Origin of the sequence: Tolypothrix sp. PCC 7601 (assembly GCF_025677855.1) — a bacterium.
Classification (GTDB): Bacteria; Cyanobacteriota; Cyanobacteriia; order Cyanobacteriales; family Nostocaceae; genus Aulosira; species Aulosira diplosiphon.
In genome coordinates this window covers 5,103,968-5,129,492 of record NZ_CP064879.1, presented here as the reverse complement: position 1 = coordinate 5,129,492, position 25,525 = coordinate 5,103,968, and the positions used below count along the sequence as shown (strand labels likewise).

Here is a 25,525-nt window from a genome sequence, read left to right as displayed (position 1 = left end):
ATCAGTCAATGCTCAAAAGTCTACAGTCAAACAGCACTTTGTTAATAGTCGTTGACTTGGTAGATTTTGTTCTTGGGAAATGGGGAATAGGGCATGGGGCATGGGGCATGGGGCATGGGGCATGGGGCATGGGGCATGGGGCATGGGGTAATGAGTAATGAGTAATGAGTAATGAGTAATGGGTAATGAGCAATGGCTATTCTCCTCTGCTCCCTCATCTCCCTCATCCTCCTCATCCTCCTCATCCCCAGTCCCCAATCCCCAGTCCCCAATCCCCAGTCCCCAATCCCCAATCCCCAATCCCCAATCCCCAATCCCTACTTACTAAGTACTAGCCGCCATTCCTGGCTTTGAGAATTCCATACTGGTGAAGATGTTTCCCCAACTACATAAGGCCCCCAGTAGCGACGTGAACCATCTTGGGCAAAGGCTACGAGAATATCTCCCTTCTCTAGTTTTAAGTTACCGTTAGGCAGAGATAGGAGTAGGCCTTTTTCACTGCCTTCTTGAGGTTCAAAATCCCAATGGGCGGGAATATCTTGCTGAGTTTTAGACGCACCTTTAGCTGCTGACTTTCTTGCTAGTAAAGCGAGGCGCACAGGCTGATTGGTTTGATTACTCATCCGCAATTTGCCTTCTCCTGCTTTGATACTTCCAGAAGATTTTTGACTATATGCCAATAGAGAAGTATCTTTATTAGTACTATTTTCTACCGCTTCAGCAGGTAGAGTTACTGAAGCAGAAACATTAGTTGAGCTAACGGTTTCATGAGCAAAAGATGGAGAAGAATTGCTGGGTAGTTGAGGCGTTTCATTTGGTTGTGACGAAGTTGAGTTTGGATCTGTAGTTTCAAAAGAAACACTCATGCCAAAGCACCCCACCAGTAACCCTAACAGTCCCAAAGAACAAGCTAGAACAGCAGCGTTACGATACACTGACGTTTTCATATTGATAGTTATTTAGAAATAAGTATTTGTTTAGGCTTGTCCAAATCCTAGCCTATTCTCCGCAAGGGCAATTACTGTAATTGCCTACTATAGAGCCTCTTGAAAGCAAGTTATGCAATGTATCATAAATAGCATTTTCAAGAAACATACTGACAAAAATAATCACCTTGATTCTCTAACGAAAAATCAGGTGTAAGCCTGATTAATCAAGGCCATCTTTTGTTGAGAATGTGAAAAAGCACAAAAAATATAATACATCACTAGCAGATTTCTTCGGAGAAGCGCAAACAGTAATTTTTGTTTTACAAGTAGTGACAGTAACAAAGATTATGGTGACAAACCCCCAGATTTCTCTGTGGAATGTACTTCATTTTTCTTAATATTTCACACTACATATTTTAAGATAACTCTGATTGTTAAGGGGTGGAACCCTACATTCAACAATTTTTGGAAAAGTTTTACTTACCTGCAGATGACACCCTGTATAAAATTTCATCAACACTGAAAGCCCACTAGATAGTTCAATTACTGCTCAAACAAGCTTATGCTAAAACCGATATCCTCTAAAAGAGGAATATTTCATGATTTCTTGACTTTTGGCTTGTGTCCCAATTATGCAAAATACTCGTATAAATAATTTAGTTGATGCTACTACCAGGCAAATAGGGTTATGGTTTGTTAACCCTTGGCGGCGATTATCGCTACTAATAATTTGTTTTTTGTTTGGTTTCTTTCTCGGATCGGCAATTTCTACCAGTGCTGGACAAAAGGCAGAATTGGATATTTGGGTAGCAGCGGTTTTAGTTGTACTAACCGAAGTGAGTAGCAGAATCTTCTACAGTGGTAACTTTTTCTTGAGGCGATCGCTATGGGTGGAAGCACTCAACTTTCTCAAGGTTGGTTTTACTTACAGCCTGTTTCTGGAAGCGTTCAAGCTGGGATCGTGATTAGGGGATTGGGGATTGGGGATTGGGGAAAGGGGAAAGGGGAAAAGGAAAATTACCAATTACCAATTACCAATTACCAAATGACAAATGACAACTCTTTTGGAATTACGGCAGAAAATGTGGATGAGGTGATTCAAAGGCGATCGCATTTACTCAAATCTATCGAACCAGCTTTTAACGAGTTTTGCCAAACCACGCTGCAAGTGGAACCCGAGGTGATGTTACATACCTTGCGGGAGTTATGGTTACCTTTGGCAATTAACATTGCATCGCAGCGTCAAAAGTTGGGACATCCCTTAATTCAAGGAATTTTGGGCGTACAAGGAACTGGTAAAACTACTATGTCCCAAGCGTTAACTTTGATTCTGCAGGAGTTGGGATATCACACTGTCACTTTATCTTTGGATGACTTATACAAAACCTATAGCGATCGCTTACTTCTATCACAACAAGACCCCCGTTTAATTTGGCGCGGCCCTCCGGGAACTCACGATATTGATCTAGGCTTAAATTTACTCGACCAGATTCACCAATCACAAAGTCCAGTTGTGATCCCCCGGTTTGATAAATCTGCTTACAATGGTGCAGGCGATCGCACTACTCCAGAAGTCGCCGCAAATGTGGATATTTTGCTCTTTGAAGGGTGGTTTGTGGGTGTAAGACCAATTGATCCCCAAGCCTTTGATCATGCGCCAGCGCCGATTTTTACAGATGCAGATCGCACGTTTGCCAGGGATATGAATAGTCAGTTGGAGAATTATCTTCCGCTTTGGCAGAGGTTGGATAGTTTAATCGTTTTATACCCTACTGATTATCGCTCATCCTTACTATGGCGCAAACAAGCAGAACAAAAGATGATTGCATCTGGTAAATCGGGAATGAGCGAACAACAGATAGAAGAATTTGTACATTATTTTTGGCGATCGCTGCACCCGGAATTATTCATCAAGCCTTTGGTTAACTCTCCGCAATGGGTTGATTTGGTAATTGAAATCAATAGCGATCGCAGTTTTGGTAATATCTATAGTTTGTAGTGGCGTGGCAAGCCTTAAATGTTGCATTAAAAATCAATTTTATCCGCGTTTATCTGCGTTCATCTGCGGTTAATTTTTTCTAATCTAATGCACTATTTTAGCCTTGCCACGCCAGTAGGGTGCGTTATGGCTTTAGCCTAACGCACCGTCAACAATTCAAGGTACTGGAACCTTACCATCACATAATTATTGTCTTGATTGCAGCTTCTCAATTAATTCATAAAATGGTTGCCAATTATCTTCTTGCGCGATTGGTTCCCAAATAGATTCAATTACTGGTCTTAACAAAGCCGTTTTCGGATTAGCAACTGCAAGAGTTGCCGCAATTATATCTATTTGTTCAGGAGCAAAATTATTTAAAATTTTATGGTACAAAATACACCAGTTATCAAAAATTGGTGATGCTCCGTTAGCTGGTAAAATATCGGAATCATGTAAAACAAAGGCGGGATCGTTACGCCAGTTGATCGAAAAAGTCCGGGCAATTTCAGCGAAAAAGTGATGATAACCGACTTGGCTAGCTTGCAAAAATTCAATTGTCATTTCCAACAAATCATCAACTTCTGGAACTTGCAACTCATCAAAACCTAACTTTTTCAACATTAACGAGCGATATTCCGCATAATAATATTCTTCAAATTTTGCTAAACCAGAATCCAAATCAGCTTTACCAATTATTGCTTTTAAGGGTTCTTGGAGCATTTCTAGATTCAATCTACAAATACTCGGCTGATGTCCATAACAATAGCGTCGATAATAATCAAAATAAGCAGCAGTAAAATAGGGATCGTAAGTTGGAATAAAGGCATAGGGGCCATAGTCGAAGCTTTCCCCGGTAATTGACATATTGTCAGTATTTAAAACTGCATGGCAAAAACCAGCCGCCATCCACTGTGCTACAAGTTTCGCAACTCTTTTAACTAATTCTGCATAAAATAAAGTATATTTATCTGGTTCTGCAGCTAAGTGGTGATAATATTGCTCAATTACATGGTCTAATAATTTTTGGGTTAAATCTGGACGACGTAGGTAATGCGATCGCTCAAAAGTGCCAAACCGAATATGAGAACGGCTCATTCTCACCATGACAGATGAACGAGTCGGGGAAGGTTCATCACCCCGCCACAAAGGTAAACCAGTTTCAATCATGGTTAAACAGCGGGAGGTGCGTACACCCAAAGAATGCAAAGCCTCCGCAGCCAAAACTTCCCGCACTCCACCTTTGAGTGTTAGCATCCCATCGCCACCACGAGAGTAGGGAGTTCTCCCAGAACCTTTAGTGCCAAAATCGTACAATTCGCCATCTATACCCCGCACTTGTCCGTAGAGAAAGCCTCTACCATCACCCAAGCCAGAATTATATTCACCAAATTGATAGCCGTGATAACGCAACGCCAACAATGGTTGACGTTCTTGAAATTTACCAAAGGCGTTGATAAAGTCTTCATCGGTGACAGCTTGGGGATTTAACCCCAAATTAGGCAAAACTGCGTCATTACGCCAGCGCAGGATATGTTGCGGAAATTCTGCTGCTGCTACTTCGTCGTAGTAGTCGTTCCCTAGAGATTCTAAGGCGGGTTCGTATTTGAGGTGAAGAAAAGGATTGCGAGAATTGGTTTGGTTGGGAGTTTCAGCCAGAGTCATTAGCAGTAAAGCTTTGTTAATTCTTCTCTTAATACTAACTCTGGGCACTAGCATCAGCGTCAGTTCTGCAAGCAGTCCCAATTAAACAGGTTTCACCGCCAAGTTATGAGTATGCTATTTTACTTGCGGAAAACACCAAAATGAGTAAGTGATTTACCCAAATGAGAACTCATTACAGCTTTTTGAGTAAGCATTATGCCATTTTACCTAGGGAAAACACAAAAATGAGTGCGTGATTTACCACAATGAGAACTCATTACAGCTTCTTGAGTAAGCATTACGCCATTTTACTTGCGGAAAACACCAAAATGAGAAAGCAGTAAGGCATTTTGAGTAAGCATTGAGAGAAAATGAGTAGGCAAAAAGGCATTCTCAGTAAGCAAAGAGGCATTTTGCCAAATAATTTTAAAGCTTATATTAAAGATAGAGCCGTAAAAGAAATATAAGTAGAGTGAGCATGGAGCGCTAAAACCTATAGGACTCATATTTGATTTTTGAAATACACGTAGGGGAGCCAGTGCGTTGCGGAGGTTCCCTCCGTTATAGCAACTGGCGTTGTGTTGTCGCGCAGCGCAACGCACCAAAGCCCAGAATACGGTGCGTTACACTTCGTGATAACGCACCCTACACATACTTAGATTTTTTCAATAATCAAATCGGATTTCTATAGATATGGTAAGTATTACCGACTCTACAATGAAGATTAAAGATTATGTAATTTTTGCAATAATTAAAACGGATTCTGGGATTTTATGATTAAGGAACTTCTAGAAATTCAATGATTCCTCAGCCTCAAGATGCTAATTGAATATTCCAGAATCATGATTGTTCCCTAGTATTTACTTTAACCAAACAATACTGAAGAAAAAAGTGGGGAATTAGATACAGGTTATCCACTTCCCCCTTCACCTGGTGTTGCTGAAGCAACTTGGTATGAACACTAATAACTATTACAGTCTGTTGTGGAGCTACTGTGTCTCTGGTATGGATTTACTATGAAATTTTCTAGAACTCATAATTCTACCCATTTCCTACGATTTTGGCATTTCCCAGTGAGGATTGGTCAGACTAGTCATAATATGATCTTGCCATTGCCCATTAATTAATAAATAGTCCCTAGCATACCCTTCAACAACAAAACCCAGCTTTTTGAGGACATTGCCACTGCGCTGGTTGTGTGGCATATAATTTGCCATAATGCGGTGCATATTTAATTCTTGAAAGACATAGTTAGTAGCTGCTTTCAAAGCTTCTGTCATATAGCCTTTACCCTGTTCATCTTCTGAGAGGCTATAACCGACGTAGCAAAAATAAGCTGCACCTCTGACAAAATTCGTAAAATTAATCGTGCCAATAATATCTGTAAGGCTGCTTTTGGGATAAATAAATAGTTTTAGGGAGTGTCCATTAATAAATTCTAGTAAATTACCTTCAACTTGATATTGCCAATATTTGACTGTGAAAAAATCGTTAGCCCATTTGGGGTAATATGGGGTAAGATAATCTTTGTTCGTAGTAAAATATTTGAGAATTTGCGGTATATCCTCTTGAATACCGATTCTTAATAACAGGCGATCGCTCGTTATCAATGGTAGTTCTGATTTCATACAACTAGATAACTAACGTGAGTCTTATCAGGAAATTTTGCAGATGCAGAAGTTTGAATATCCCTTGTGGCTAGGGAAAAGTACAAGGGAAAAAGGGGAAAGGTTTAAATTTACCATTTTTCTTTCTCTATTAACTAAAACATCTTGATGATGTCAGCAGCTTGATGCCTAATTCATGAAATTGCACAGATAAATGTAATCTAGGTTACAGAAATCTGTGGAAGATTGTACACAATTCAATTTACCAGCAGTCAGCCTTGCTGTCTTACCCTTTTGTGCTGAAAAGCGCAAATTGATGGATTAATTAAGTTACCAAAGGTGCTGTACTCTCGCCGCTAACCCACCCTACTGGCGTGGCAAGGCTAAAATGTTGCAATAATTTTTCTTGTGGGGTGGACATCTTGTCCGCCCCGGACGGGCAAGATGCCCATCCCACAAGAGTTTTTTTCATGCAATATTTTTGGCGTGTCAGTCCACTACGCACCAATAGCACTTACATTAAGTAAACATTGCTGCCCAGATCCCCGACTTTTTCAAAAAGTCGGGGATCTAAATCTCCCTAAAGTAAGTGACATTCCACCCTACGCACTTTATCCTTTTTTGACTGTGAATCTATTGGACAAGCAGAATAATTGATAAGCTGATTTTTAATATCTACAACAGCATGGTGAAAAAGCGATCGCAACTTCAGCACAATACGCAACGTAAATTTGTGCGATCGCTTCGCCTAAATGCTGTATCTTAGGATATTCAACAAAAAGACAGCTCTTGGTAAATCCAGTCTATTAACTAAGGATAAGTGATGTCGGTGGGAAGAATACGCTACGATTGGCAGGAAGCAGAAATTGAGGCGATATATAATACGCCATTGCTAGAGCTTATTTATCAAGCTGCTAGTGTACATCGCCAATATCATAATCCCAAACAAATTCAAGTCTGTAAGCTAATCTCTATTAAAACTGGGGGTTGTCCCGAAGATTGTAACTATTGCGCCCAATCTTCCCGCTACAAAACAGAGGTAAAAGCACAAGCACTTTTAGAAAAAGAAACTGTAGTTAGCATTGCCCAAAAAGCTAAGGAAACAGGTGTTAGCCGGGTTTGCATGGGTGCAGCTTGGCGTGAGGTAAAGGATAATTCCCAATTTGAAACAGTGTTAGAAATGGTGCAAGAAGTCACCTCGATGGGTTTAGAAGTCTGTTGTACCTTAGGGATGCTAACGGCGGATCAAGCCAAGCGCTTAGAAGCAGCAGGACTCTATGCTTATAACCATAATTTAGATACTTCGCGGGAACATTACAGCACCATCATCACCACCAGGACTTACGACGATCGCCTGAATACGATTGAAAATGTCCGCCAAACCAATGTTACCGTATGTTCTGGTGGCATACTCGGCTTAGGTGAAACTGCCAGCGATCGCATCGCCATGTTACATACCTTGGCAAACCTCAGCCCTCATCCCGAATCTGTACCAATTAACATTCTCTCCCAAGTCCCAGGCACACCCTTAGAAAATCAGGCTGATGTTCCTATCTGGGATGTAGTCAGGATGATTGCAACAGCACGTATGATTATGCCAGCTTCAGATGTGCGTCTTAGCGCTGGTAGGGCGAGACTTTCCGAAGTAGAACAAGCCTTCTGCTTTATGGCTGGAGCTAATTCTATCTTCTCCAGCGATGACAACAAAATGCTCACAGTCACCACACCATGTCCAGATTACGATAGCGATCGCGAAATGCTCAACCTGCTGGGCTTAGAAATGCGTCCGCCAGCCCGAATAAAAGTTCAGGTTTGATTTTTTCCTGACAGCACAATCTGAATAAACATTAATGCCTAATAAGCTGAGTTACAGATTGTTGTAATTTCTTTACAGAAACCTCATAGAACACTATTATCATATTCTGTACGATCTAAAAAGAAGCTTCTAGTGTTACCTGCACTAGAAGCTGATGAAACGTACTAAAGCATAGTAAAGCCTTGTTGTTAAACAACAAGGCTTTACTTCCCGTTAGGAATCAAATAGCCCAAATAAGCAGCTACGCTAACTTTTGCTACTTCAATAAACACAGGCCTAGTACTTTCATCAATAAACGCGAACCCCAATAATCCAAGCATTGATACAACTACAACAAATGCCAGGATCAGATTAGATACATTACTGTCGGAATTCAGTTTTTGACTCATAGCACTCATATTCCTTAAGTAGAAAACGTCAAGATTTGCACTGAAGTGCATTATTAAAATCCCTGACACCATAAGTTTTTCGTCAATATTAACGAAATCACAGAGGTTCCAAGGTTTAATTACACAGCCAGCGTTAATCTAGTACATACAATTTTGATCTGTAACTCAGGGGTTTTCCCTATACTTACTATAAACTTTATGTTTATTTCATAAACGCTAATTTGTAAACTCAAGTAAAGTCTTCGTATCGTAAGGGTTTCAGGAATTTGAACTAATCAAGCCTTTATCTTGCGAAAGCTATACCCAGTAATGAATTAGGTGTCCTTAAGATTTTATTTACGAATCAGCTCTAATTGCTTTGCTCTTACTTCACACAAGTATTAAACTTCATGTAAATATACGGAATAAAATATTTGTATATAGATAAATTTAGTATTCGGTAAACATTAGGGTGATACTCGTAATTATCAGAAAAAGCCTGGTTACCCAGGCTTGAAAGAAAATAGGACTTACCCAAGTGTCATATTTTTCCCGCCAAAGCTGTCAAGGGTCAAATGTACAAAAAACTTTGACCATTGACTCTTGACTCATGACCCGAATATATGTACTAGTTGCCTCATTCCTAGAAAATTCTCCCTTATAGTATCTTGGCTGAACGCAGACCGAACAACAGCCCAACAGCGATACCAGTGAACACAGCCAAGAAACCGATATAAGATACAACTCCAAGCATTATTCTTTCTCCACAAGACTTTAATAAATCTATCTTAATGGAGTGGGAGTACTCCCGTTACAGTCGTTCGCCCATTCGGTATTTTTGTAGCCTGTGTTACGGCTAGGAAAGGATTTGGGACTTAGAGATCATGAGATTTAGCCGGAACGCACCGCCGTATGGATGGTGCAAGGCGGGCGCTGCCAGTATTTACGAGTTAGAAGAGAAGTAGTGATATCATATCGGCTTAAAGCACTAGAACATAGTGGATACAAAAAAGGATTGTGATAGTTTTAGAAATTACGTCAAAAATTTTTCTGGCTTTCCAGCCTATTACTTAATTATTGGCAAATATAGCAGATTGTAAGTTGGTGATGTACAGATAATTGTCAGGGCACGGCACTGCCCACCTGTGTCAACTTAAGCTAAAAGCTATATAGGGCGAGTGTTGTACAAAAACCCTCGCCCTCATCCCCTAACCCCTTCTCCCGCAGGAGAAGGGGAATTAAATCTCTTGCTCCCCTCTCCTGGTGGGAGAGGGGTTGGGGGTGAGGGCGAAACCTTGCACAAGAGCGGGTTTCACGTTAAGTTGACACCACTGGGCACTGCCATGCCCCTACCCGCATACCTTATTTATCTGAAATATGATGTAAATATTTGCTATCAGAAAAGCTCGGTAATTTACCATTTTTGTTTTTGTTTTCAAACTAAATATTTACTATATTTTGAAATTTAAACTCAAAAAATTAGCATGATGTAACCATTGATGAATACTAAAACCAATTATTGAGATAAAAGCCCATGATCAACAAAATTCGTCGCAGTCGTCATGCTAATAAAGAGTCGTTTATGCGAGATTTTTTTCACCAGCCTGGAAATGTACCTGGAACCCTCGTGATCGATGAGAATGCTTATTATCCAGAAATTATTTTAATTGATTACAACGCAAATAATTATACAAAACAAGAAATAGCATCTCCAGAAGAATGTCTACAATTTTTGGATGCAAATTCTGTATCTTGGGTTGATGTTAGAGGTTTAGGAAATATAGATATTTTACAAAGAGTTGGTCAAGTTTTTGATTTACATCCTCTAGTTTTAGAAGATGTCGTAAATATGGCAGAGCGTCCTAAAACTGAAGACTATGACGACCAATTATTAATAATTGCGCGGATGGTAGTACCGAAAAAAAATGCATTTGGATTTTTCAGTGAACAAGTGAGTTTAGTATTAGGAAAAACCTATTTACTAACAGTACAAGAAGAACCAGAACATGATTGCTTTGATGCTGTGCGATCGCGCATTGAAAAATCGAAAGGAATTATCCGCAAATCAGGAGCAGATTATTTAACTTATGCCCTATTAGATGCCATTATTGATGGCTTTTTCCCCGTATTAGAGCGCTATGGCGAACAAATAGAAGATTTAGAAGAAGAAGTAATTACTAGACCTACTCAGAAAACACTCCAGAAGATTTATAAAATCAAGCGAGAATTACTGCAACTACGTCGCGCCATCTGGCCCCAGCGTGATGTGATTAATTCTCTGATGCGTGATAGCGGAGAAAATATCAGTGATGAAGTGCGAATCTATCTGAGAGATTGTTATGACCACGCAGTGCAAGTAATTGACATGGTAGAAACCTACCGGGAACTGACTTCAGGATTAATGGATGTTTATCTGTCGGCAGTGAGTAACAAAATGAATGAAATCATGAAAATCTTGACAGTGGTTTCCTCTATTTTTATTCCCTTAACTTTTGTAGCAGGAATTTACGGGATGAACTTCAATACCGAAAAATCACCATATAATATGCCTGAACTGAATTGGTATTGGGGGTATCCACTGTGCTTGGCTGTGATGGCTGCGATCGCAGGCGGATTACTTTTCTTTTTCTGGCGGCGAGGCTGGCTAGAAAGGTCTTTAACGATTAAGCAAGACTAAATATGGTACATCAGTATGGATCGGATATACAAAATTATTACAGGGAGTCTGTATTCTAAATTATGAGAAGCGGTGACCAAAATTTAGTTGTCTTGACGCTTTATATCATCGGTGTCTCTTACATCTTTAACCTGATGATTGAATCAATTGACGACAAAATTAAATTTGAGTATCAGAAAAAAGATGTTGACGATCAACTCGCACAAAAAGAAATAGGCGATAAAGTGGGAATTTCTTTTAAACTCAATCCCTCCTATTCGTTTGACGAATTGAAAGAGTTATCGGTTAGCATTGAAAATAAATCTAGCGATTATGCTATCTATGTTGACTGGGATAATAGCTCTTTGGTTGTTGAATATAGTAAGCAATCGCGCCGAGTAATTCGCAAATCACCAGACTTAACCCGTGACTTGGCTGTACCACAAAGTCCTAGTCTAGTGGCACCCAAGAAAACACTTTCAGCAACAGTCACAGCAGAAGATGTATTTGCTCGTGATGCAACTACAGGTACTTACTCAACCAAACAACCCCTAATTAATATTAGTAGCTTGGAAAAAAGCCCTGTAAAAGCATTAAGAAAGTTGTACAACAATTTTGTTAACAGAACTATAAAATTAGATTTCTCACTACAACTAGTGCTGCGCGTATCTGAAGAACTGCGCGTTGGTCTGGCTCCAGGTCAAAACGTCCCACCCATGTACATTATTAATTGCCCTTTCACAATTAGAAAACTACCCTGGACATACGCCCTACCTTGGAATAAAAGGAAGTAACTTAAATTCAGACACACAGCTCCATCCAAGATTACACTGGATCTAAGGAGAGAGTAGGCGTAGGCGGTTGCAGATCAGTCACAAAAACTGATTTGAGGAAAGTCCGGGCTCCCGAAAGACCAAACTTGCTGGATAACGTCCAGTGCGAGCGATCGTGAGGATAGTGCCACAGAAAGATACCGCCAATTAGTCATTAGTCATTTGTCATTAGTCATTTGGAAAAACACAAAGGACAAAGGACAAAGAACAAATGACCAAATTGGTAAGGGTGCAAAGGTGCGGTAAGAGCGCACCAGCAACGTCGAGAGGCGTTGGCTCGGTAAACCCCGGTTGGGAGCAAGGCGAAAGGAACTATGGTTGGTCTTTTACCAGTTCCGCTAAAACAGAGCCGCTAGAGGCGTTTGGTAACAAACGTCCCAGATAGATAACCGCCCTCATGTAGAGAAGTTACTTGTAACATTTCTACATTCGAGAACAGAACCCGGCTTACTACCAACTCTTTCCCTTTTTAGTCATTTGGTGTTTGTCATTTGTAATTTGTCATTTGGTAATGGGTAATGGGTAATGGGTAATGGGTAATGGGTAATGGGTAATGGGTAATGGGTAATGGGCATTTCTCCCCTTGTCTCCCTTATCCCCCTCATCTCCCTTATCCCCCTCATCTCCCTTATCCCCCTCATCTCCCTCATCTCCCTCATCTCCCTTATCCCCTCTGCTCCCCCCCTCCCTGATTTAATGTCCCTCGCTTATCCACGCCGTCAGCGTCAGCTGGAAAATTTAGTTCAAAAATTAGGTCTGCCAAAAGAAGCACCTATACAATGGCATCTGTTGGACTTAGCGCTAACTCATCCTACTGTCTCAGAGTCAGCAAATTATGAACAGTTGGAATTTGTGGGTGATGCTGTGGTGCGGCTAGTCGCAGCTATTGTGTTGTGGGAACATTATCCAGATTGTCCGGTGGGGGATTTTGCCGCAATTCGTTCGGTGCTGGTGAGCGATCGCATTTTGGCTCAGTTAGCCAGAGAATATGGTTTGGAACTTTATTTATTGGTTGCTGGTAGTGCGACTGCTGATAAAGTAGGTCAAGAATCTCGGCTAGCAGATGCTTTTGAAGCTGTTCTCGGGGCATTGTACCTCAGTACCAGCAATCTCAATCTCATCCGTCCTTGGCTAGACCCTCACTTCAAACAACTAGCCGCAGAAATTCGTCTCGATCCAGCTAGGCTAAATTACAAAGCTGCTCTGCAAGAATGGACTCAGGCTCAATTTAAAGTTTTGCCAGAATATCGAGTTGTAGAAGTAACTCAACCCCACCGCAACCAAGAACGTTTCCTTGCTGAAGTGTGGTTGCATGGTAAACAATTGGGTCAAGGTAAGGGACGCTCGATTAAAGCTGCGGAACAAGCAGCAGCTAAGGTAGCATTTTTATCCATTAGTAATCCGGAACAACCCTGAACTCAATAGAGAATATCAGAGTTGATAATGCAGTTATGACTCAAGAGTCTAAACTCCAGTGTCAAAATTTTGACTCTTGGCAAATAACTAATGACTAATCAAATTACAATTGCTGTCCTCGGTGTTGGGCGTTGGGGAGTGCATTTGCTACGGAATTTTTTAGAACATCCCCAAGTACGGATTGGTGCGGTTGTAGACCCCAACCCGGAAAGATTAGCAGCCGTCAAACGGCAATATAAATTAGATGAAAATGTCTTATTAACAACTGAGTGGCAGGATATCAAGCAAGTGCCAGATTTAAAGGCAGTGGCGATCGCAACTCCAGCTACCACTCATTATCACTTGATTAAAGATGCCTTGAATCAGGGATACCATGTTTTAGCAGAAAAGCCCTTAACTCTAGATCCTGTAGAATGTCACGAACTTTGCGAGTTAGCACAGCAACGGCATTTAATATTAATGGTAGATCATACCTATTTATTTCATCCCGCCGTCGAACAAGGACAAGCTGTAGTTCAGGCGGGTAAGTTAGGTGATTTACGCTACGGCTACGCCACCCGCACCCATTTAGGGCCAGTCCGCCAAGATGTAGATGCACTATGGGATTTAGCAATTCACGATATTGCTATTTTTAACAATTGGTTAGGTCAATTACCAGTAAAAGTGCAAGCAACCGGTACAGTTTGGCTACAGGGTGACAAACCCAACCACAGCGATTCTCCCACCCTACGGGAAGCCGCTATCGCGTCTACACCCCCCTCACCTCTCTACCCAGGACTTGCTGATTTAGTCTGGGTGATGCTGACATACGCAGATGGTTTTCAAGCCTATATTCATCTCTGCTGGTTGAATACCGATAAACAAAGAAGGTTAGCGGTTGTGGGTAATCGTGGTAGCTTGATTTTCGATGAAATGTCTAGCCAATCGCCTTTAACGTTATTAAATGGGCAATTAGAATATCAAAACAATCAATTTCTGCCTCTTAATCAAAGCCAAGAGGCTTTGCAAGTAGAAAAAGGCGAACCCTTGCAACGAGTTTGCGATCGCTTTATTACTTGTATCTTCAACAATACTCCCTCTATTGTTTCCTCTGGCTGGGTTGGTGCAGAGTTGGTAGAAATTCTGGCCGCACTGACAGCCTCTCTTGAGCAAGGTGGACAACCTATGGTGTTGGGTAATGGGTAATGGATAATGGGTAATGGGTAATGGGTAATTGGGAAAAACTTTGAATTATTATCTAACTTTTGATTACAGACGCGATTAATTGTCTCTCTACGACTTTTGACTCTTACTTCATACCCAATGCCCCATGCCCCATGCCCCATGCCCAATCCCTCACCTTTCCACAACAGTGCCGTTAGCACAAGCTTCTCCCGCAGTTCGGCTAGACAAAATACTTTGTGGAGTTAACAAAGTCAGTTGGCAAGTATCTTCTAAAAGCGGTAGTTTGTCTTCGGTGTCGTCTTTTTCTGTTGTGGGAGAGTCTTCAATTTCTGTAGCGTCAAGTAGCGGTTCTGCTTGCAGGTTAATATAGCCGTTAACTTCGCTTTTTACCTCATCTGTAGTGGTGATTTCAATATCCTCTAAATTTCCTTTTTCTTCTGGAGGGGATAATAGAGAAATATCAATTAAAGGTAACGCGATCGTCACTGTTGTACCTTGATTAAGTCCCGCACTTGTGAGAGTAATGGTACCTTTCATGAGTTCGATTAAGTTGCGTGAAATCGCCAACCCTAATCCTGTACCTTCAATTTTGCGGGTACTGGCACCATCTACCATCACAAAGGGGCGAAATAGCTTGTGCTGTTGGGCGGGATCAATCCCCATGCCTGTATCGGTGACATGAATTAACACCTGAGATTGATCGTTATTTGATTGCATTTCACAAGCGATCGTAATGCTTCCTTGTTCGGTGAATTTAGTTGCATTACCAATAACATTAATTAATACTTGCTTCAGTTTTGCTGCGTCTGCTTTCACAGGAATCAGTTCGCTACCCAAATCAGTTTTTAATTGCAAGCCTCTTTGTTGCACATTTACTGATTGAATATTGATTACTTCCAGCAGTAATTTTCGCAGGTCAAGCGGTTCTGTAACTACAGAAAGTTTACCAGCTTCAATTTTAGAAATATCAAGCAAATCATTAATAATTCCTAATAAATGAATTGCTGTTTCATCGGCACGCTTGAGAAATTCCATTTCTTCTTCCCGGTTATCACACAAACCATCGTGAACCAGGCGCACACAATTGATAATAATATTTAGCGGATTTCGCAATTCATGGGAAGTTGTGGCTAAAAATTGGCTTTTAACTTGGTTAGCAGTTTTTGCTTCTTTCCATGCAATTTCTAATTCTTCTGCCCAAGCTTTCAACCTCTCAACCATTTGGTCGAGGGCTTGTGCTAGTTGATTAAACTCCCGGATTTTAAAGTTATGTGGAACTGGTTGGGCACTGTGGTGGTTATAAATATTGAGTGCGTAATCGCGTAATTCTTCTACAGGGTTGGCAAGATAAGGCGCTAAATATAAAGATGCTAATAAGCTGGCACCTATTAAACCAACTGTTAAAACAATGAGAATTAGTTTGATTTCTTCTAAACCAAACAGAGCGCTATCTGTAGTAGTAACAGCTAAAACAATCCATTTTTGTGGAGATTGTTCTTGAAGAGGATTGCTAATTATTTTATAACCAGCTAATAGTTCTTTTCCTTCTTTAAAATACAAATTTGTAGAGCCAGTTTCCCCGATCACAGTATTTTTAATTGTGTTTTGGAGTTGGGTAGCATGACCATCTTCTTGAATGTTACTGCCCACTCTTTCTGGTGCTGGGTGCGCTAAAATTGTGCCATCTTCAGCAATGACTATCATCGAACCTGTCAGCGATCCCGGCTTACTAGCAGTTTGTTGATACAATGCCGACTGAAGACTTAAGCTATAAACTAATTTACCCCCCTGATCGTAAACTGGGGCAGTAAGTAATAGTTGCAATTGATTTTTGGTATCTCTTGTACCAGTTGTGCCTAGCTTAGGCGGTAAAACTACCTTAATATCAACTCCTTGGCTAGGTACAAATGAATTTTCTTCTCCTATGGGTTTGCCGTCACAACTACTAGCAACTATTTTGTTGGTTTGCAAATTTTTTAATTGAATACAATCAATTTTGCTTGGTAGTTGTTGTGATATTTTATTCAAAAATTCTTCCGTCTCTGCTGGAGAAGGAGACTCGATAATTTTTGTTTTGCTAATAATCAGCAAACTAGTCTTGAGGGTAGCGATCGCATCTGCAATCTTCTCCCCCTTCATAACGGCACTTTCGGTTAAATTTTGTTTAGCATTTTTTAATAGGCTATTCCGCGCCTTATTTAAGGCGGCCATCTCACCTATCAATAATACTGGCACAAACACCAGCAAGATTCTTGTCAATAATATACGCCGAAAGGATGATTGACGGGACTTAGCCATCTAACGTCTCACTTCGCATCTGCAAACCAAAACAGCCAAAGATATGCAATTAAACCAGCTAGATGAGACATTGCATTAAGTTATGACTACTTTATTGACAAATTCTAAAAATAACAAAGTTTGCATCTGCAAAATGAAACCTGGTATACCAAAACCTCCGGAGGTTAGATTTAAACAAGACTTGTGTTGCATATCTCTACAATAGGGAAATCACTAAACAGCAGCTTGCATATATGAATTTTTGGTAAATAACATACAGCAAGAAAAAATTCCAAATCTCAAAACAACTAAATGGTGCAACATCGTCCTCATACCACAGTGGTTTTGGCAATGAGTGCAGATGGCAAGATAGCAGATTTTAGGCGATCGCCTGCTCGTTTCGGCTCAAAGGCTGATAAAGCACACCTGGAAAAACAAATCGCTGCCTCTGATGCCACTCTCTTCGGTGCCAGTACTCTCCGTGCATACGGTACTACATTAACCGTATCACATCCAACATTGCTGCAAAATCGAACAAAAGCGGGCAAATCTACTCAGCCAGTTCATATAGTCATTACACAATCTGGTAACCTTAATCCGGAAATTCACTTTTTTCAACAACCGGTTCCACGTTGGTTGCTCACGACTACTGCCGGGGCAAGTTTTTGGCGAGGACGCTCAGAGTTTGAGCAGATTTTAGTTTTTGAAACACCACAGGGCAAGATAGACCTTCTTGCCACGCTGCAACACCTGGTTCTTCTACATATAACACGCTTAGTGATACTGGGAGGCGGGGAATTGGTAGCTTCAATGTTGGAATTAGACTTAATAGATGAATTATGGTTAACCGTATGTCCACTGATTTTGGCTGGTGCTACCGCACCCACACCTGCGGAAAGTACTGGATTCCCTGCTAATTTAGCACCCCGCCTCGAACTTCTAGAGGTTAACCAGGTCGATCAAGAAGTGTTTTTACACTATCGCCTGCAACGACCAGCATCTTAGATTACCCTAAAAAAGATTGGGTATTGGAAATTGGGCATGGGGCATAGGGCATAGGGCATAGGGCATAGGGCATAGGGCATTGGTAATTGCTAACAGTAATTTTTCCATCTCCCTCATCTCCCTCATCTCCCTCATCTTCCTCACCCCCAGTCCCCAATCCCCAGTCCCCAGTCCCCAGTCCCCATTCCCTGAGACGATGGTAGAAAAACTGAAACCTCGCTATTCTATTGCTTGGATCAGCAAAATTGCTGAGATACCTCAAGAAGCTTGGGATGCTTTAGCATTGCCCCTCAAAACTCCGTTTTTAGAGTGGGAGTGGCTGAATAATCTGGAAACATCCCACAGTGCTACCAGAAAAACTGGTTGGTTACCAAATCACTTAACCTTATGGCGCGACAGAACCCTGATTGCTGCGGCTCCACTTTATTTAAAAGGACATAGTGCAGGGGAATTTGTCTTCGATCACCAGTGGGCAAGTTTAGCAGAACGCATTGGGGTAGATTATTACCCGAAATTGTTGGGAATGACACCTTTTACTCCAGCTGAAGGCTATCGCTTTTTAATTGCGCCTGGCGAAGATGAGGATGAAATTACAGCCATGATGGTGCATGAGATAGACTCTTTTTGCTCCCAACATCGCATCTCTGGGTGTCATTTTCTCTATGTCGATCCCAAATGGCGTGCTGTGCTAGAACGGCAAGGTTTTAGCAGTTGGTTGCATCACAGTTACATTTGGGAAAATGATGGATTTAAGAATTTTGATGATTACCTAGCTGTATTCAACGCCAATCAACGCCGCAATATTAAGCGGGAACGCAAAGCAGTGGAAAAAGCAGGTTTAATACTGCAACCACTGACGGGTGATGAAATTCCCCATTCTTTGTTTCCCTTGATGTACCAGTTCTATGCCGATACCTGTGATAAGTTCGGTTGGTGGGGTAGTAAATACCTGACAAAACGCTTTTTTGAGCAATTACATAGCAATTATCGCCATCGCGTCGTGTTTTTCGCTGCTTATAGCGAGCAAGATAATCGTCACCCCATAGGAATGTCTTTTTGTTTATATAAAGGTGATAGATTATATGGTCGCTATTGGGGCAGTTTTCAAGAGATAGATTGTCTACATTTTGATGCTTGCTATTACTCGCCAATTGAGTGGGCGATCGCTAACGATATTCAAATGTTTGATCCTGGTGCTGGTGGAAGACACAAAAAACGGCGCGGCTTTCCCGCCAAGGCAAATCAGAGTTTGCACCGCTTTTACAATGCCCGTTTAGAGCAAATTTTACTGCCTTATATTCGGGAAGTTAATCAACTCGAACAGCAAGAAATTGAAGCGATGAATGCCGAGTTACCTTTTAGTAACCGCAATTCTTAGCTATCAGAAATGGCAAAATTATGCAGAATCTACAGGAAGTGATGAACATAAGAATTACACTGGAAATGGAGTAGAAAAAAATTTGCAGAAATCTGATTTAAATAATGACTATGGATTTGATGGTAGAAGACTTGGCTGCAATTGACGATCAGCTGTCTCAGCGTCATATTGACCTTGACCCTAGCGGATATTTCATTATCTACTTGGATCGGGAGGCAAAGTTAATTTATGCCAAGCATTTTACAAATGTAATTGATGAGCATGGTTTAGCTGTAGATCCCGAAACCGGGAAGGTAATTCCGGCTAAAGGTAAAGTCCAAAGAACTCATACAACTGTATTTAGTGGGAGAACAGCTAAAGAACTTTGCGTCAAAATATTTGAAGAAACTCAGCCCTGTCCAGTCAGTTTTTTAGACCATGCAGCCTATTTAGGTAGAGAATTTGTGCGCGCTGAGGTCGCTTTAGTGACAGGGCAAGAGTACATTCAAGATTAAACTGAAATGCTCATTGTTGACCGTTAACAGTTGACGGTTAACAGTCAACAGTCAACTATTAACCATTATTTGATGGTTGATTAACTTGGTAAAGATAGTAAGTTGCCATTGGGATAACAGTAGCGGCAATTAATAGCCCTACTACCCAAGCAGTAGCATTACCTTTATCTTTGTTAGTTTCTTCTGCTGTCTTAAATGTGCCTTCTACCTGCACATTCTCAACTATTTTTGGCGGGCCGGGATCGGTTTCTCCAGAGAGAACAGCGACTAGGCGATCGCTCGCATCTAAAAACGCTTGGTTGTATTTGTTACCATCGCGTAATGGTGCCATCACGGTTTCAGAAGCGACACTCTCAGCAATAGAGTCTGTCAGCAAGGACTTGACTTTATCACCTGTAATAATGGCAGTACCATTTGTCACAGTGTCAATCACCAATAAAGTTTGATTGGCTTGCGCTTCTTTGGTGGGGAACCATTTTTCAAACAATGCTTTGGCGAAACTTTCTGGTGTTTCTCCATAGTCAAGTCGGCGGATGGTGACAATTCGGGTTTCGTATCCAGTTTTTTTCGCTAAATCCGATAAAGTGCTGCTAATCTTACCTTCATTGATCCGGCTGATTGCGTCGGCTTCATCTACAACCCAGGTGCTATTATCAGCTGCTAGGTCAGGTATTTGATATGCACCAGTAGCTAACGCCGATGGTACAACTAGAAAAGAAACTAGAGCGATCGCTATAAGTGGCAGAAGTAGCCTAATGAGGTATTTTTGAATGATGATTACTTGGTTGAGGAGCTGTTTCATTGGGTAAACCTTAAGACAGTCTTGCACCAAAAATACTACACAACCAATGTCAAAATCACCTGGTTGATAGGTTTTTACTTGGGGAAGTTTTCGCGACACCCCAAAGATAGATTTTATAAAAGAAATTTTTGTGGCTTAGTTACGGACTAGCTACCAAAAAGGAACACCGCCCTATTTAGGGATTTATCTAAATTGGGCGGAATTTGCAAACCATGACGGCATAATATCACGTAATTGACATTTATTGTTAAATAGCTAAGTTTATTTAATATTTGCGGCTCTTTACCTGCTTAATTCTCACCAAGGTAATATCTGCATTTTGCTGAGAGTGAGGATTTGTGCTTTTTTGCTATGTTCTTGAGAAAATATTAATCATAAAAATTGCGCCACAGCATTGAAGCAAAACTTGAGGAGTAATACAGAAGCGATCGCTCTTTTACTTGTTTTCCCTTAATTGCTGCACAAACTCATAATGTTCTGGTGACTTTAATCCAGCTTGCACTAACTCTAAAACCTGCGCCATCTGATTATTTAATAGTGCCTCAACTGCTAACCACAAACCTGGAAACACCTGAGAGCGAATAATTCCATCTGTATCGGGAGATAGTAATTGATAGTCGCCATCGGTGAGGTAAAACCATTCAATTTGATTTTCGTAAGATTGCCAGATTACGTACTCCAGCACCCCGTTACGGCGATAAGCCTGTTTTTTGCTACCCCGATCAATCGCGGCGCTACTGGCGGCAATTTCCACAATTAACTCAGGTGCGCCTTCAATATAGCCATCGCTACTCAATCGCGTTTGCCCACCTACAGCAGATTCAAGAAACAGTACTGCATCTGGTTGTGGTTCGTTATCTAGATCCAGGCGTACCGTGGGTTCAACGCTTAAGTCCACACCAGGAGTCAGGGATTGGTAAACTCCTAACCAAGTTAGGACTCGGCTGTGAGGTTTGCCATGCTGTTCATGTCTTAAGGGAGATGCCACGTAAACAATTCCTTCAATCAGTTCTGCTTTCTTGATGTGGGGTGCAGCTTCATAGCGCCGTTCAAATTCTGGACGAGTCAGGCGATCGCCACTTTGAAGCGGCGGTAGATTTCGTTGTGACGAATTGGATTGTATTTCGGGTGAGTACTCTCTAACCATTTGCCAATCCTCAAAGTTGCCGAATCATCCTCACTCTAGCAAAGCTGTGTATGAAGAAAAAGAGATTAATTTACACTGCTAAACTTGTAGCTAAAGGCAACTAACGTTAGCAAAAAAGCACGAGGAAAAGTTTAATGAATACTGTTGTCCTCAATCTCGAACCGATTGCTCATTTAACTGATGAGCAATTTTATCAATTGTGTATTGCTAATAAAGATTTAAGCCTAGAAATGAATGCAGCAGGAGAATTAATCATTGTGCCACCAGTAGGAGGAGAAAGCGGAAATCAAGAAGCAGACTTAATTACAGACTTAAATAATTGGAACCGTCAAGCCAAATTAGGCAAAGTTTGTAGTTCTTCAACTATTTTTATCCTGCCAAATGCTGCCAAACGTTCTCCTGATGCAGCTTGGGTAAAGTTGGAACGCTGGGAAGCTTTAACACCAGAACAGCGAAAAAAATTTCCGCCACTTGTACCTGATTTTGCCATTGAACTGCGTTCTGAAACAGATAGGCTAAAAACTCTGCAAGACAAAATGCAGGAATATATAGAAAATGGTTTGCGTTTAGGTTGGCTGATTAATCTTCAAGATGCAAGAGTAGAAATTTATCGCCTCAATCAAGCTGTAGAAATTGTACAAATGCCAGCAATTCTTTCTGGAGAAGATATATTACCTGGGTTTGATTTGCAAGTTTAGCTAATAAAAAAGGCTAAAGTATCAAGTCTAAAGTCTGAAATGAAGAAACTGATACAAGTAAGGCAATGGCATCTGTTGCAGGAGATGATTAGACTCTGGCGGCGGTTGGCGATAGAATTCCATAGCAATTGATGCTTGGCTCATCAGATAAATTTTATGACTATCATCCTCACTAACGACGACGGTATCGATGCTCCTGGAATTAAAGCACTGCTCAAAGCTGTCAAGGACAAAAATGTAATTATTGCTGCGCCAAGAGATCATCAATCTGGCTGTGGACATCAAGTTACCACAACTCGCCCCATCACCCTCCAGCGACGTTCGCAAACTGAATATGCGATCGCAGGTACTCCCGCTGATTGTGTGAGAATTGCAATATCACAAATTAGTGAAGATATTAAATTTGTGTTGTCGGGAATCAATGCTGGGGGAAACTTAGGCGTAGATGCCTATATTTCTGGTACTGTGGCGGCGGTGCGAGAAGCAGCGATGAATGGGATTGGGGGAATTGCGATTTCTCACTATCGCAAAGCCAAGCAAAATTTTGACTGGGAATTCGCGGCTAAGTTAACAGCCGAAGTTTTAGCTGACTTACTCCAGCGTCCCCTAGAACTTGGAACTTTTTGGAACGTCAATCTCCCGCATCTACAACCAGGAGAACCAGAACCAGAAGTAGTCTTTTGCCAACCCTGTACCAAAGCTTTACCAATTAACTATCGGGTTGAAGGGGATGATTTTTATTATGTCGGCGAATACGGCAAACGCGATCGCACCCCCGGTAGCGATGTCGATATTTGTTTCTCCGGGAACATTGCTGTTACCAAATTAAGGGTTTAATTTTGGGGTTTGGTAATGGGTAATTGGTAATTGGTAATGGGTAATTGGGTGTTTGAGAGAGAAGAGGGTATTCTTTGGAATTTTGAATTGTTTCATATTCCCAATCCCCATTACCCCTTATCCCCAGAGGGGGCCCCGAGTTCCCCAGTCCCCAATCCCCAGTCCCCAGTCCCCAATCCCCAATCACTCCTCATCCGAACCTTGTAACAGAATCATCAGTTTATCCAAGGTTTGTGTTAGTTGGCTGAGTTTTTGTAAGGAATCATCTTGAGATTCTGCCAAGGTTTGTACCGCATCACACAAAGCAAAAATTTGATAACCCTGTTGCTGTAGCTGCTTTCCTTGTTCTTCTACTTGTACGCTGAGAGTCTCCAATCTTTGCGCGAGACTCTCAATTGTCTCTGTTGTAGAAAGTACTGCTTCTCCGATTTGTTCAACAATCGATTCTAAGCGAGTAATTTTAACTTCCACACTTGTTGAAACCATTTATTTACCACCCCAATTTTGAGCGCCCAATACAGTCATATCCTTACGGATATTGAATAATTTAATATACGCATTAACACCAGGTATCTGCCACGTTATCAAAGATAATTGATAGTTCTTAGGTATTCACTCGGTTGTTAATTCAGGGAGAATTAACTTGATTCCGGATAGTGATAATTATGTAGTCAAATTTCACTAGATAGATTTAATCAACTTTATCCCAAAAATATAAAAAAGCAGAAGATCAGCGAGCTAATTAAAGATTAAGTAAATTTACGGTAAAAACACAAATTGTAAATACACTTAAGTATATATTCAAATAAAGGTTAGGTAATTCTACTTTTTTACCTTGGTATTAGGCGGGATCATGTACCCCACACACTCACACAGCATTGTTCACAATGCAAATTTAACAGCTTGGGAATTACAATTTATTCCTCACCCATCTTTAAAATCAAAATTTAAACGGTTTCTAGACATTTTAGGTAGCTTAGTTGGGCTATTGATTTTAGCAATTATATTTGTACCAATAGCAATTGCGATCAAACTCGATAGTCCAGGGCCAATTTTCTTTGTCCAAAAGCGCTATGGTCTGCGAGGTAAACCATTTATTATACGGAAATTCCGTTCAATGGTTACAAATGCAGAGCATTTAAAATCTTTAGTTAAAAATGAAGCAAAAGGACTCATATTTAAAAATCAAAATGATTTTAGAGTCACTAAGGTAGGACGGTTTTTAAGACGCACCAGCTTAGATGAATTGCCTCAATTTTGGAACGTTCTCATCGGTGAAATGAGTTTAGTAGGTACACGTCCACCAACCTATGATGAAGTGGCTAACTACACACCACGTCATTGGCAACGCTTAAATGTCAAACCTGGTTTAACTGGCGAATGGCAAGTCAATGGTCGTTCTCAAATCACAGATTTTGAACAAATCGTTGATTTAGATCTGCGTTACCAGCGAAATTGGCATATATTTTACGACTTATTTTTGATTGGAAAAACATTTTATGTGATTTTCCATAAAGTCGGAGCCTGCTAATTACCAGATAAAACGTAAAGTTTATCAGTCCTTCAGTAGCACCTAAAAAATCAAGTTTTTTGGGTGCTACTCGCTTTAGCTTAGGAAGGAAAACATTACAGAGTAAATTGCATTGCCTAAAAATGCCATACTAATGGCACAAACCGCTAATCCCACAAAATCAATTTTATTTAATAGCATGGGGTAAGTTTTTTTGGCACTCATGATCACTGCACATTGAGTTACAGTAACGCCCAGTATGTAAATAACTAAGGGCATTATTTCTGTATTAATGAGCGATTCAGCACCAGCATAACCGTGAAACAAGCCTGCGATCGCACCCAGCACTGAAAGTAACAGCCAATTCGGTTGAATTGACATGATTAACATAGCGCCAATAGCGATAGTGGAAGCTGCAATCCCGATTTCCGCACCTACTAAATTGGCATAGAACAGATGAATCACTGTCCCAAACACCGAGGCTGACAAAAAAGATGCAGCAATCAAAGCACCACGATTCATTCCGGCGCAGAGTAAGCCAATGGCTACAAGGCTAGCCAGACTATTCAAACTAACCACTGGATTCGCGATTCCCCAAAGCAAGCCTTCCCAGGAGTTAGAGATAGACTGATGAATCGGCAATCCGCTCAACGAACATAGTAAGCTCAGTAATATTAAAGCTGCGATCGCTCCAGCATAACGACGCTTTAAGGCTGTAGCAGATGTTGATAACTCAATTGTTAACATCAATTTATACCAAATAAATTTTTTGGTACTTTATATTGCCCAAATTTCTCTAAAAGTTAACATGGTATTTATAAACTTCTTTTCTATTTCCGTAATAATACTGGTATCGAGTATAAAAAACTAGGACTTGCTCATCAAGGGACAAATTCCCATTACCGATTACCGATTACCGATTACCGATTACCGATTACCGATTACCGATTACCGATTACCGATTAC

Annotated in this window: 26 protein-coding genes and 1 other RNA gene; 14 read left to right on the top strand and 13 right to left on the bottom strand. The window is 40.9% G+C overall.

All coding sequences use genetic code 11. From position 1 onward, the window contains the following. Positions 1 to 12: 12 nt before the first annotated feature. The gene (locus HG267_RS21030) at positions 13 to 300 is read right to left on the bottom strand and encodes a hypothetical protein (protein ID WP_096621924.1); all 288 of its coding nucleotides are present in this window, start codon (positions 298 to 300) and stop codon (positions 13 to 15) included. A gap of 17 nt (positions 301 to 317) precedes the next feature. Beyond that, positions 318 to 947 (bottom strand): hypothetical protein, encoded by a 630-nt coding sequence (locus HG267_RS21025; RefSeq protein WP_045873290.1) that lies wholly within the window; start codon positions 945 to 947, stop codon positions 318 to 320. Positions 948 to 1,561: 614 nt separating this feature from the next. On the opposite strand from HG267_RS21025, the gene HG267_RS21020 reads away from it, so the two are divergent. Further along, positions 1,562 to 1,894 carry a DUF565 domain-containing protein gene (locus HG267_RS21020; protein ID WP_071989466.1) on the top strand — a complete coding sequence of 111 codons (333 nt, stop codon included), beginning with the start codon at positions 1,562 to 1,564 and terminating at the stop codon, positions 1,892 to 1,894. 80 nt (positions 1,895 to 1,974) lie between these two features. Beyond that, positions 1,975 to 2,928 (top strand): glycerate kinase, encoded by a 954-nt coding sequence (locus tag HG267_RS21015; RefSeq protein WP_045873440.1) that lies wholly within the window; start codon positions 1,975 to 1,977, stop codon positions 2,926 to 2,928. 186 nt (positions 2,929 to 3,114) lie between these two features. Here HG267_RS21015 and HG267_RS21010 read toward each other — a convergent pair whose 3' ends face one another. Both HG267_RS21010 and HG267_RS21005 read right to left on the bottom strand, forming a co-directional pair. Beyond that, complete coding sequence (locus HG267_RS21010) at positions 3,115 to 4,572, bottom strand: protein adenylyltransferase SelO (RefSeq protein WP_045873441.1); 1,458 nt, start codon at positions 4,570 to 4,572, stop codon at positions 3,115 to 3,117. Positions 4,573 to 5,603: 1,031 nt separating this feature from the next. Beyond that, on the bottom strand, positions 5,604 to 6,179 hold the full coding sequence (locus HG267_RS21005) for a GNAT family N-acetyltransferase (protein WP_045873291.1): 576 nt from the start codon (positions 6,177 to 6,179) through the stop codon (positions 5,604 to 5,606). 802 nt (positions 6,180 to 6,981) lie between these two features. Between HG267_RS21005 and bioB the strand changes: the two genes are divergently transcribed. Then, the gene (gene bioB / locus HG267_RS21000; protein ID WP_045873292.1) at positions 6,982 to 7,974 is read left to right on the top strand and encodes a biotin synthase BioB; all 993 of its coding nucleotides are present in this window, start codon (positions 6,982 to 6,984) and stop codon (positions 7,972 to 7,974) included. A gap of 203 nt (positions 7,975 to 8,177) precedes the next feature. Here bioB and HG267_RS20995 read toward each other — a convergent pair whose 3' ends face one another. Both HG267_RS20995 and petL read right to left on the bottom strand, forming a co-directional pair. Next, positions 8,178 to 8,363: a hypothetical protein gene (locus HG267_RS20995; protein ID WP_155539541.1), complete on the bottom strand. Its 186-nt coding sequence runs from the start codon at positions 8,361 to 8,363 to the stop codon at positions 8,178 to 8,180. Between the two features lie 637 nt (positions 8,364 to 9,000). Further along, positions 9,001 to 9,096, bottom strand: a complete 96-nt coding sequence (petL, locus tag HG267_RS20990; RefSeq protein WP_071989467.1) for a cytochrome b6-f complex subunit PetL — start codon at positions 9,094 to 9,096, stop codon at positions 9,001 to 9,003. A gap of 780 nt (positions 9,097 to 9,876) precedes the next feature. Here petL and corA point away from each other — a divergent pair. The 3 genes from corA (at position 9,877) to rnpB (ending at position 12,297) form a co-directional block, all read left to right on the top strand. Continuing rightward, positions 9,877 to 11,019 carry a magnesium/cobalt transporter CorA gene (gene corA, locus HG267_RS20985; RefSeq protein ID WP_045873294.1) on the top strand — a complete coding sequence of 381 codons (1,143 nt, stop codon included), beginning with the start codon at positions 9,877 to 9,879 and terminating at the stop codon, positions 11,017 to 11,019. A gap of 62 nt (positions 11,020 to 11,081) precedes the next feature. Further along, positions 11,082 to 11,792 carry a hypothetical protein gene (locus tag HG267_RS20980; protein ID WP_045873295.1) on the top strand — a complete coding sequence of 237 codons (711 nt, stop codon included), beginning with the start codon at positions 11,082 to 11,084 and terminating at the stop codon, positions 11,790 to 11,792. A gap of 49 nt (positions 11,793 to 11,841) precedes the next feature. Beyond that, positions 11,842 to 12,297: RNase P RNA component class A (rnpB, locus tag HG267_RS20975), an RNA gene on the top strand. A gap of 7 nt (positions 12,298 to 12,304) precedes the next feature. Here the strand turns inward: rnpB and HG267_RS20970 are convergent. Continuing rightward, a complete protein-coding gene (locus tag HG267_RS20970; RefSeq protein WP_255325320.1) occupies positions 12,305 to 12,436 on the bottom strand; it encodes a hypothetical protein in 132 nt (43 codons plus the stop codon). Positions 12,437 to 12,527: 91 nt separating this feature from the next. Here HG267_RS20970 and rnc point away from each other — a divergent pair, with 91 nt between their 5' ends. Together rnc and HG267_RS20960 are read left to right on the top strand one after the other, a co-directional pair. Further along, complete coding sequence (rnc, locus tag HG267_RS20965) at positions 12,528 to 13,247, top strand: ribonuclease III (protein WP_045873296.1); 720 nt, start codon at positions 12,528 to 12,530, stop codon at positions 13,245 to 13,247. A gap of 90 nt (positions 13,248 to 13,337) precedes the next feature. Continuing rightward, positions 13,338 to 14,432: a Gfo/Idh/MocA family protein gene (locus HG267_RS20960; RefSeq protein WP_194007891.1), complete on the top strand. Its 1,095-nt coding sequence runs from the start codon at positions 13,338 to 13,340 to the stop codon at positions 14,430 to 14,432. A 150-nt stretch (positions 14,433 to 14,582) separates the two neighbouring features. On the opposite strand, the gene HG267_RS20955 is transcribed toward HG267_RS20960, so the two are convergent. After that, the gene (locus HG267_RS20955) at positions 14,583 to 16,709 is read right to left on the bottom strand and encodes a sensor histidine kinase (protein WP_045873297.1); all 2,127 of its coding nucleotides are present in this window, start codon (positions 16,707 to 16,709) and stop codon (positions 14,583 to 14,585) included. 291 nt (positions 16,710 to 17,000) lie between these two features. Here HG267_RS20955 and HG267_RS20950 point away from each other — a divergent pair, with 291 nt between their 5' ends. Next, on the top strand, positions 17,001 to 17,693 hold the full coding sequence (locus tag HG267_RS20950; protein ID WP_045873298.1) for a RibD family protein: 693 nt from the start codon (positions 17,001 to 17,003) through the stop codon (positions 17,691 to 17,693). Between the two features lies 1 nt (position 17,694). On the opposite strand, the gene HG267_RS20945 is transcribed toward HG267_RS20950, so the two are convergent. Continuing rightward, positions 17,695 to 17,850 carry a histidine kinase gene (locus tag HG267_RS20945; RefSeq protein WP_096621927.1) on the bottom strand — a complete coding sequence of 52 codons (156 nt, stop codon included), beginning with the start codon at positions 17,848 to 17,850 and terminating at the stop codon, positions 17,695 to 17,697. A gap of 39 nt (positions 17,851 to 17,889) precedes the next feature. Here HG267_RS20945 and HG267_RS20940 point away from each other — a divergent pair, with 39 nt between their 5' ends. Both HG267_RS20940 and HG267_RS20935 read left to right on the top strand, forming a co-directional pair. Next, positions 17,890 to 19,071 carry a GNAT family N-acetyltransferase gene (locus HG267_RS20940; protein WP_045873299.1) on the top strand — a complete coding sequence of 394 codons (1,182 nt, stop codon included), beginning with the start codon at positions 17,890 to 17,892 and terminating at the stop codon, positions 19,069 to 19,071. Positions 19,072 to 19,181: 110 nt separating this feature from the next. Continuing rightward, positions 19,182 to 19,565 carry a DUF4346 domain-containing protein gene (locus HG267_RS20935; RefSeq protein ID WP_045873300.1) on the top strand — a complete coding sequence of 128 codons (384 nt, stop codon included), beginning with the start codon at positions 19,182 to 19,184 and terminating at the stop codon, positions 19,563 to 19,565. 58 nt (positions 19,566 to 19,623) lie between these two features. Here the strand turns inward: HG267_RS20935 and psb32 are convergent, their stop codons facing one another. Further along, the gene (gene psb32 / locus HG267_RS20930; RefSeq protein ID WP_045873443.1) at positions 19,624 to 20,367 is read right to left on the bottom strand and encodes a photosystem II repair protein Psb32; all 744 of its coding nucleotides are present in this window, start codon (positions 20,365 to 20,367) and stop codon (positions 19,624 to 19,626) included. 436 nt (positions 20,368 to 20,803) lie between these two features. Beyond that, positions 20,804 to 21,514, bottom strand: a complete 711-nt coding sequence (locus HG267_RS20925; protein WP_194007944.1) for a Uma2 family endonuclease — start codon at positions 21,512 to 21,514, stop codon at positions 20,804 to 20,806. A 134-nt stretch (positions 21,515 to 21,648) separates the two neighbouring features. On the opposite strand from HG267_RS20925, the gene HG267_RS20920 reads away from it, so the two are divergent. Both HG267_RS20920 and surE read left to right on the top strand, forming a co-directional pair. Then, positions 21,649 to 22,212 carry a Uma2 family endonuclease gene (locus tag HG267_RS20920; RefSeq protein ID WP_045873301.1) on the top strand — a complete coding sequence of 188 codons (564 nt, stop codon included), beginning with the start codon at positions 21,649 to 21,651 and terminating at the stop codon, positions 22,210 to 22,212. A gap of 156 nt (positions 22,213 to 22,368) precedes the next feature. After that, positions 22,369 to 23,049: a 5'/3'-nucleotidase SurE gene (gene surE, locus HG267_RS20915; RefSeq protein WP_045873302.1), complete on the top strand. Its 681-nt coding sequence runs from the start codon at positions 22,369 to 22,371 to the stop codon at positions 23,047 to 23,049. Between the two features lie 183 nt (positions 23,050 to 23,232). On the opposite strand, the gene HG267_RS20910 is transcribed toward surE, so the two are convergent. Then, positions 23,233 to 23,535, bottom strand: coding sequence for a hypothetical protein (locus HG267_RS20910; RefSeq protein WP_045873304.1), 303 nt, complete (start codon positions 23,533 to 23,535; stop codon positions 23,233 to 23,235). Between the two features lie 367 nt (positions 23,536 to 23,902). On the opposite strand from HG267_RS20910, the gene HG267_RS20905 reads away from it, so the two are divergent. Next, a complete protein-coding gene (locus tag HG267_RS20905) occupies positions 23,903 to 24,580 on the top strand; it encodes a sugar transferase (protein WP_045873305.1) in 678 nt (225 codons plus the stop codon). 75 nt (positions 24,581 to 24,655) lie between these two features. Here HG267_RS20905 and HG267_RS20900 read toward each other — a convergent pair whose 3' ends face one another. After that, a complete protein-coding gene (locus HG267_RS20900) occupies positions 24,656 to 25,306 on the bottom strand; it encodes a HupE/UreJ family protein (RefSeq protein ID WP_045873306.1) in 651 nt (216 codons plus the stop codon). Positions 25,307 to 25,525: the final 219 nt, after the last annotated feature.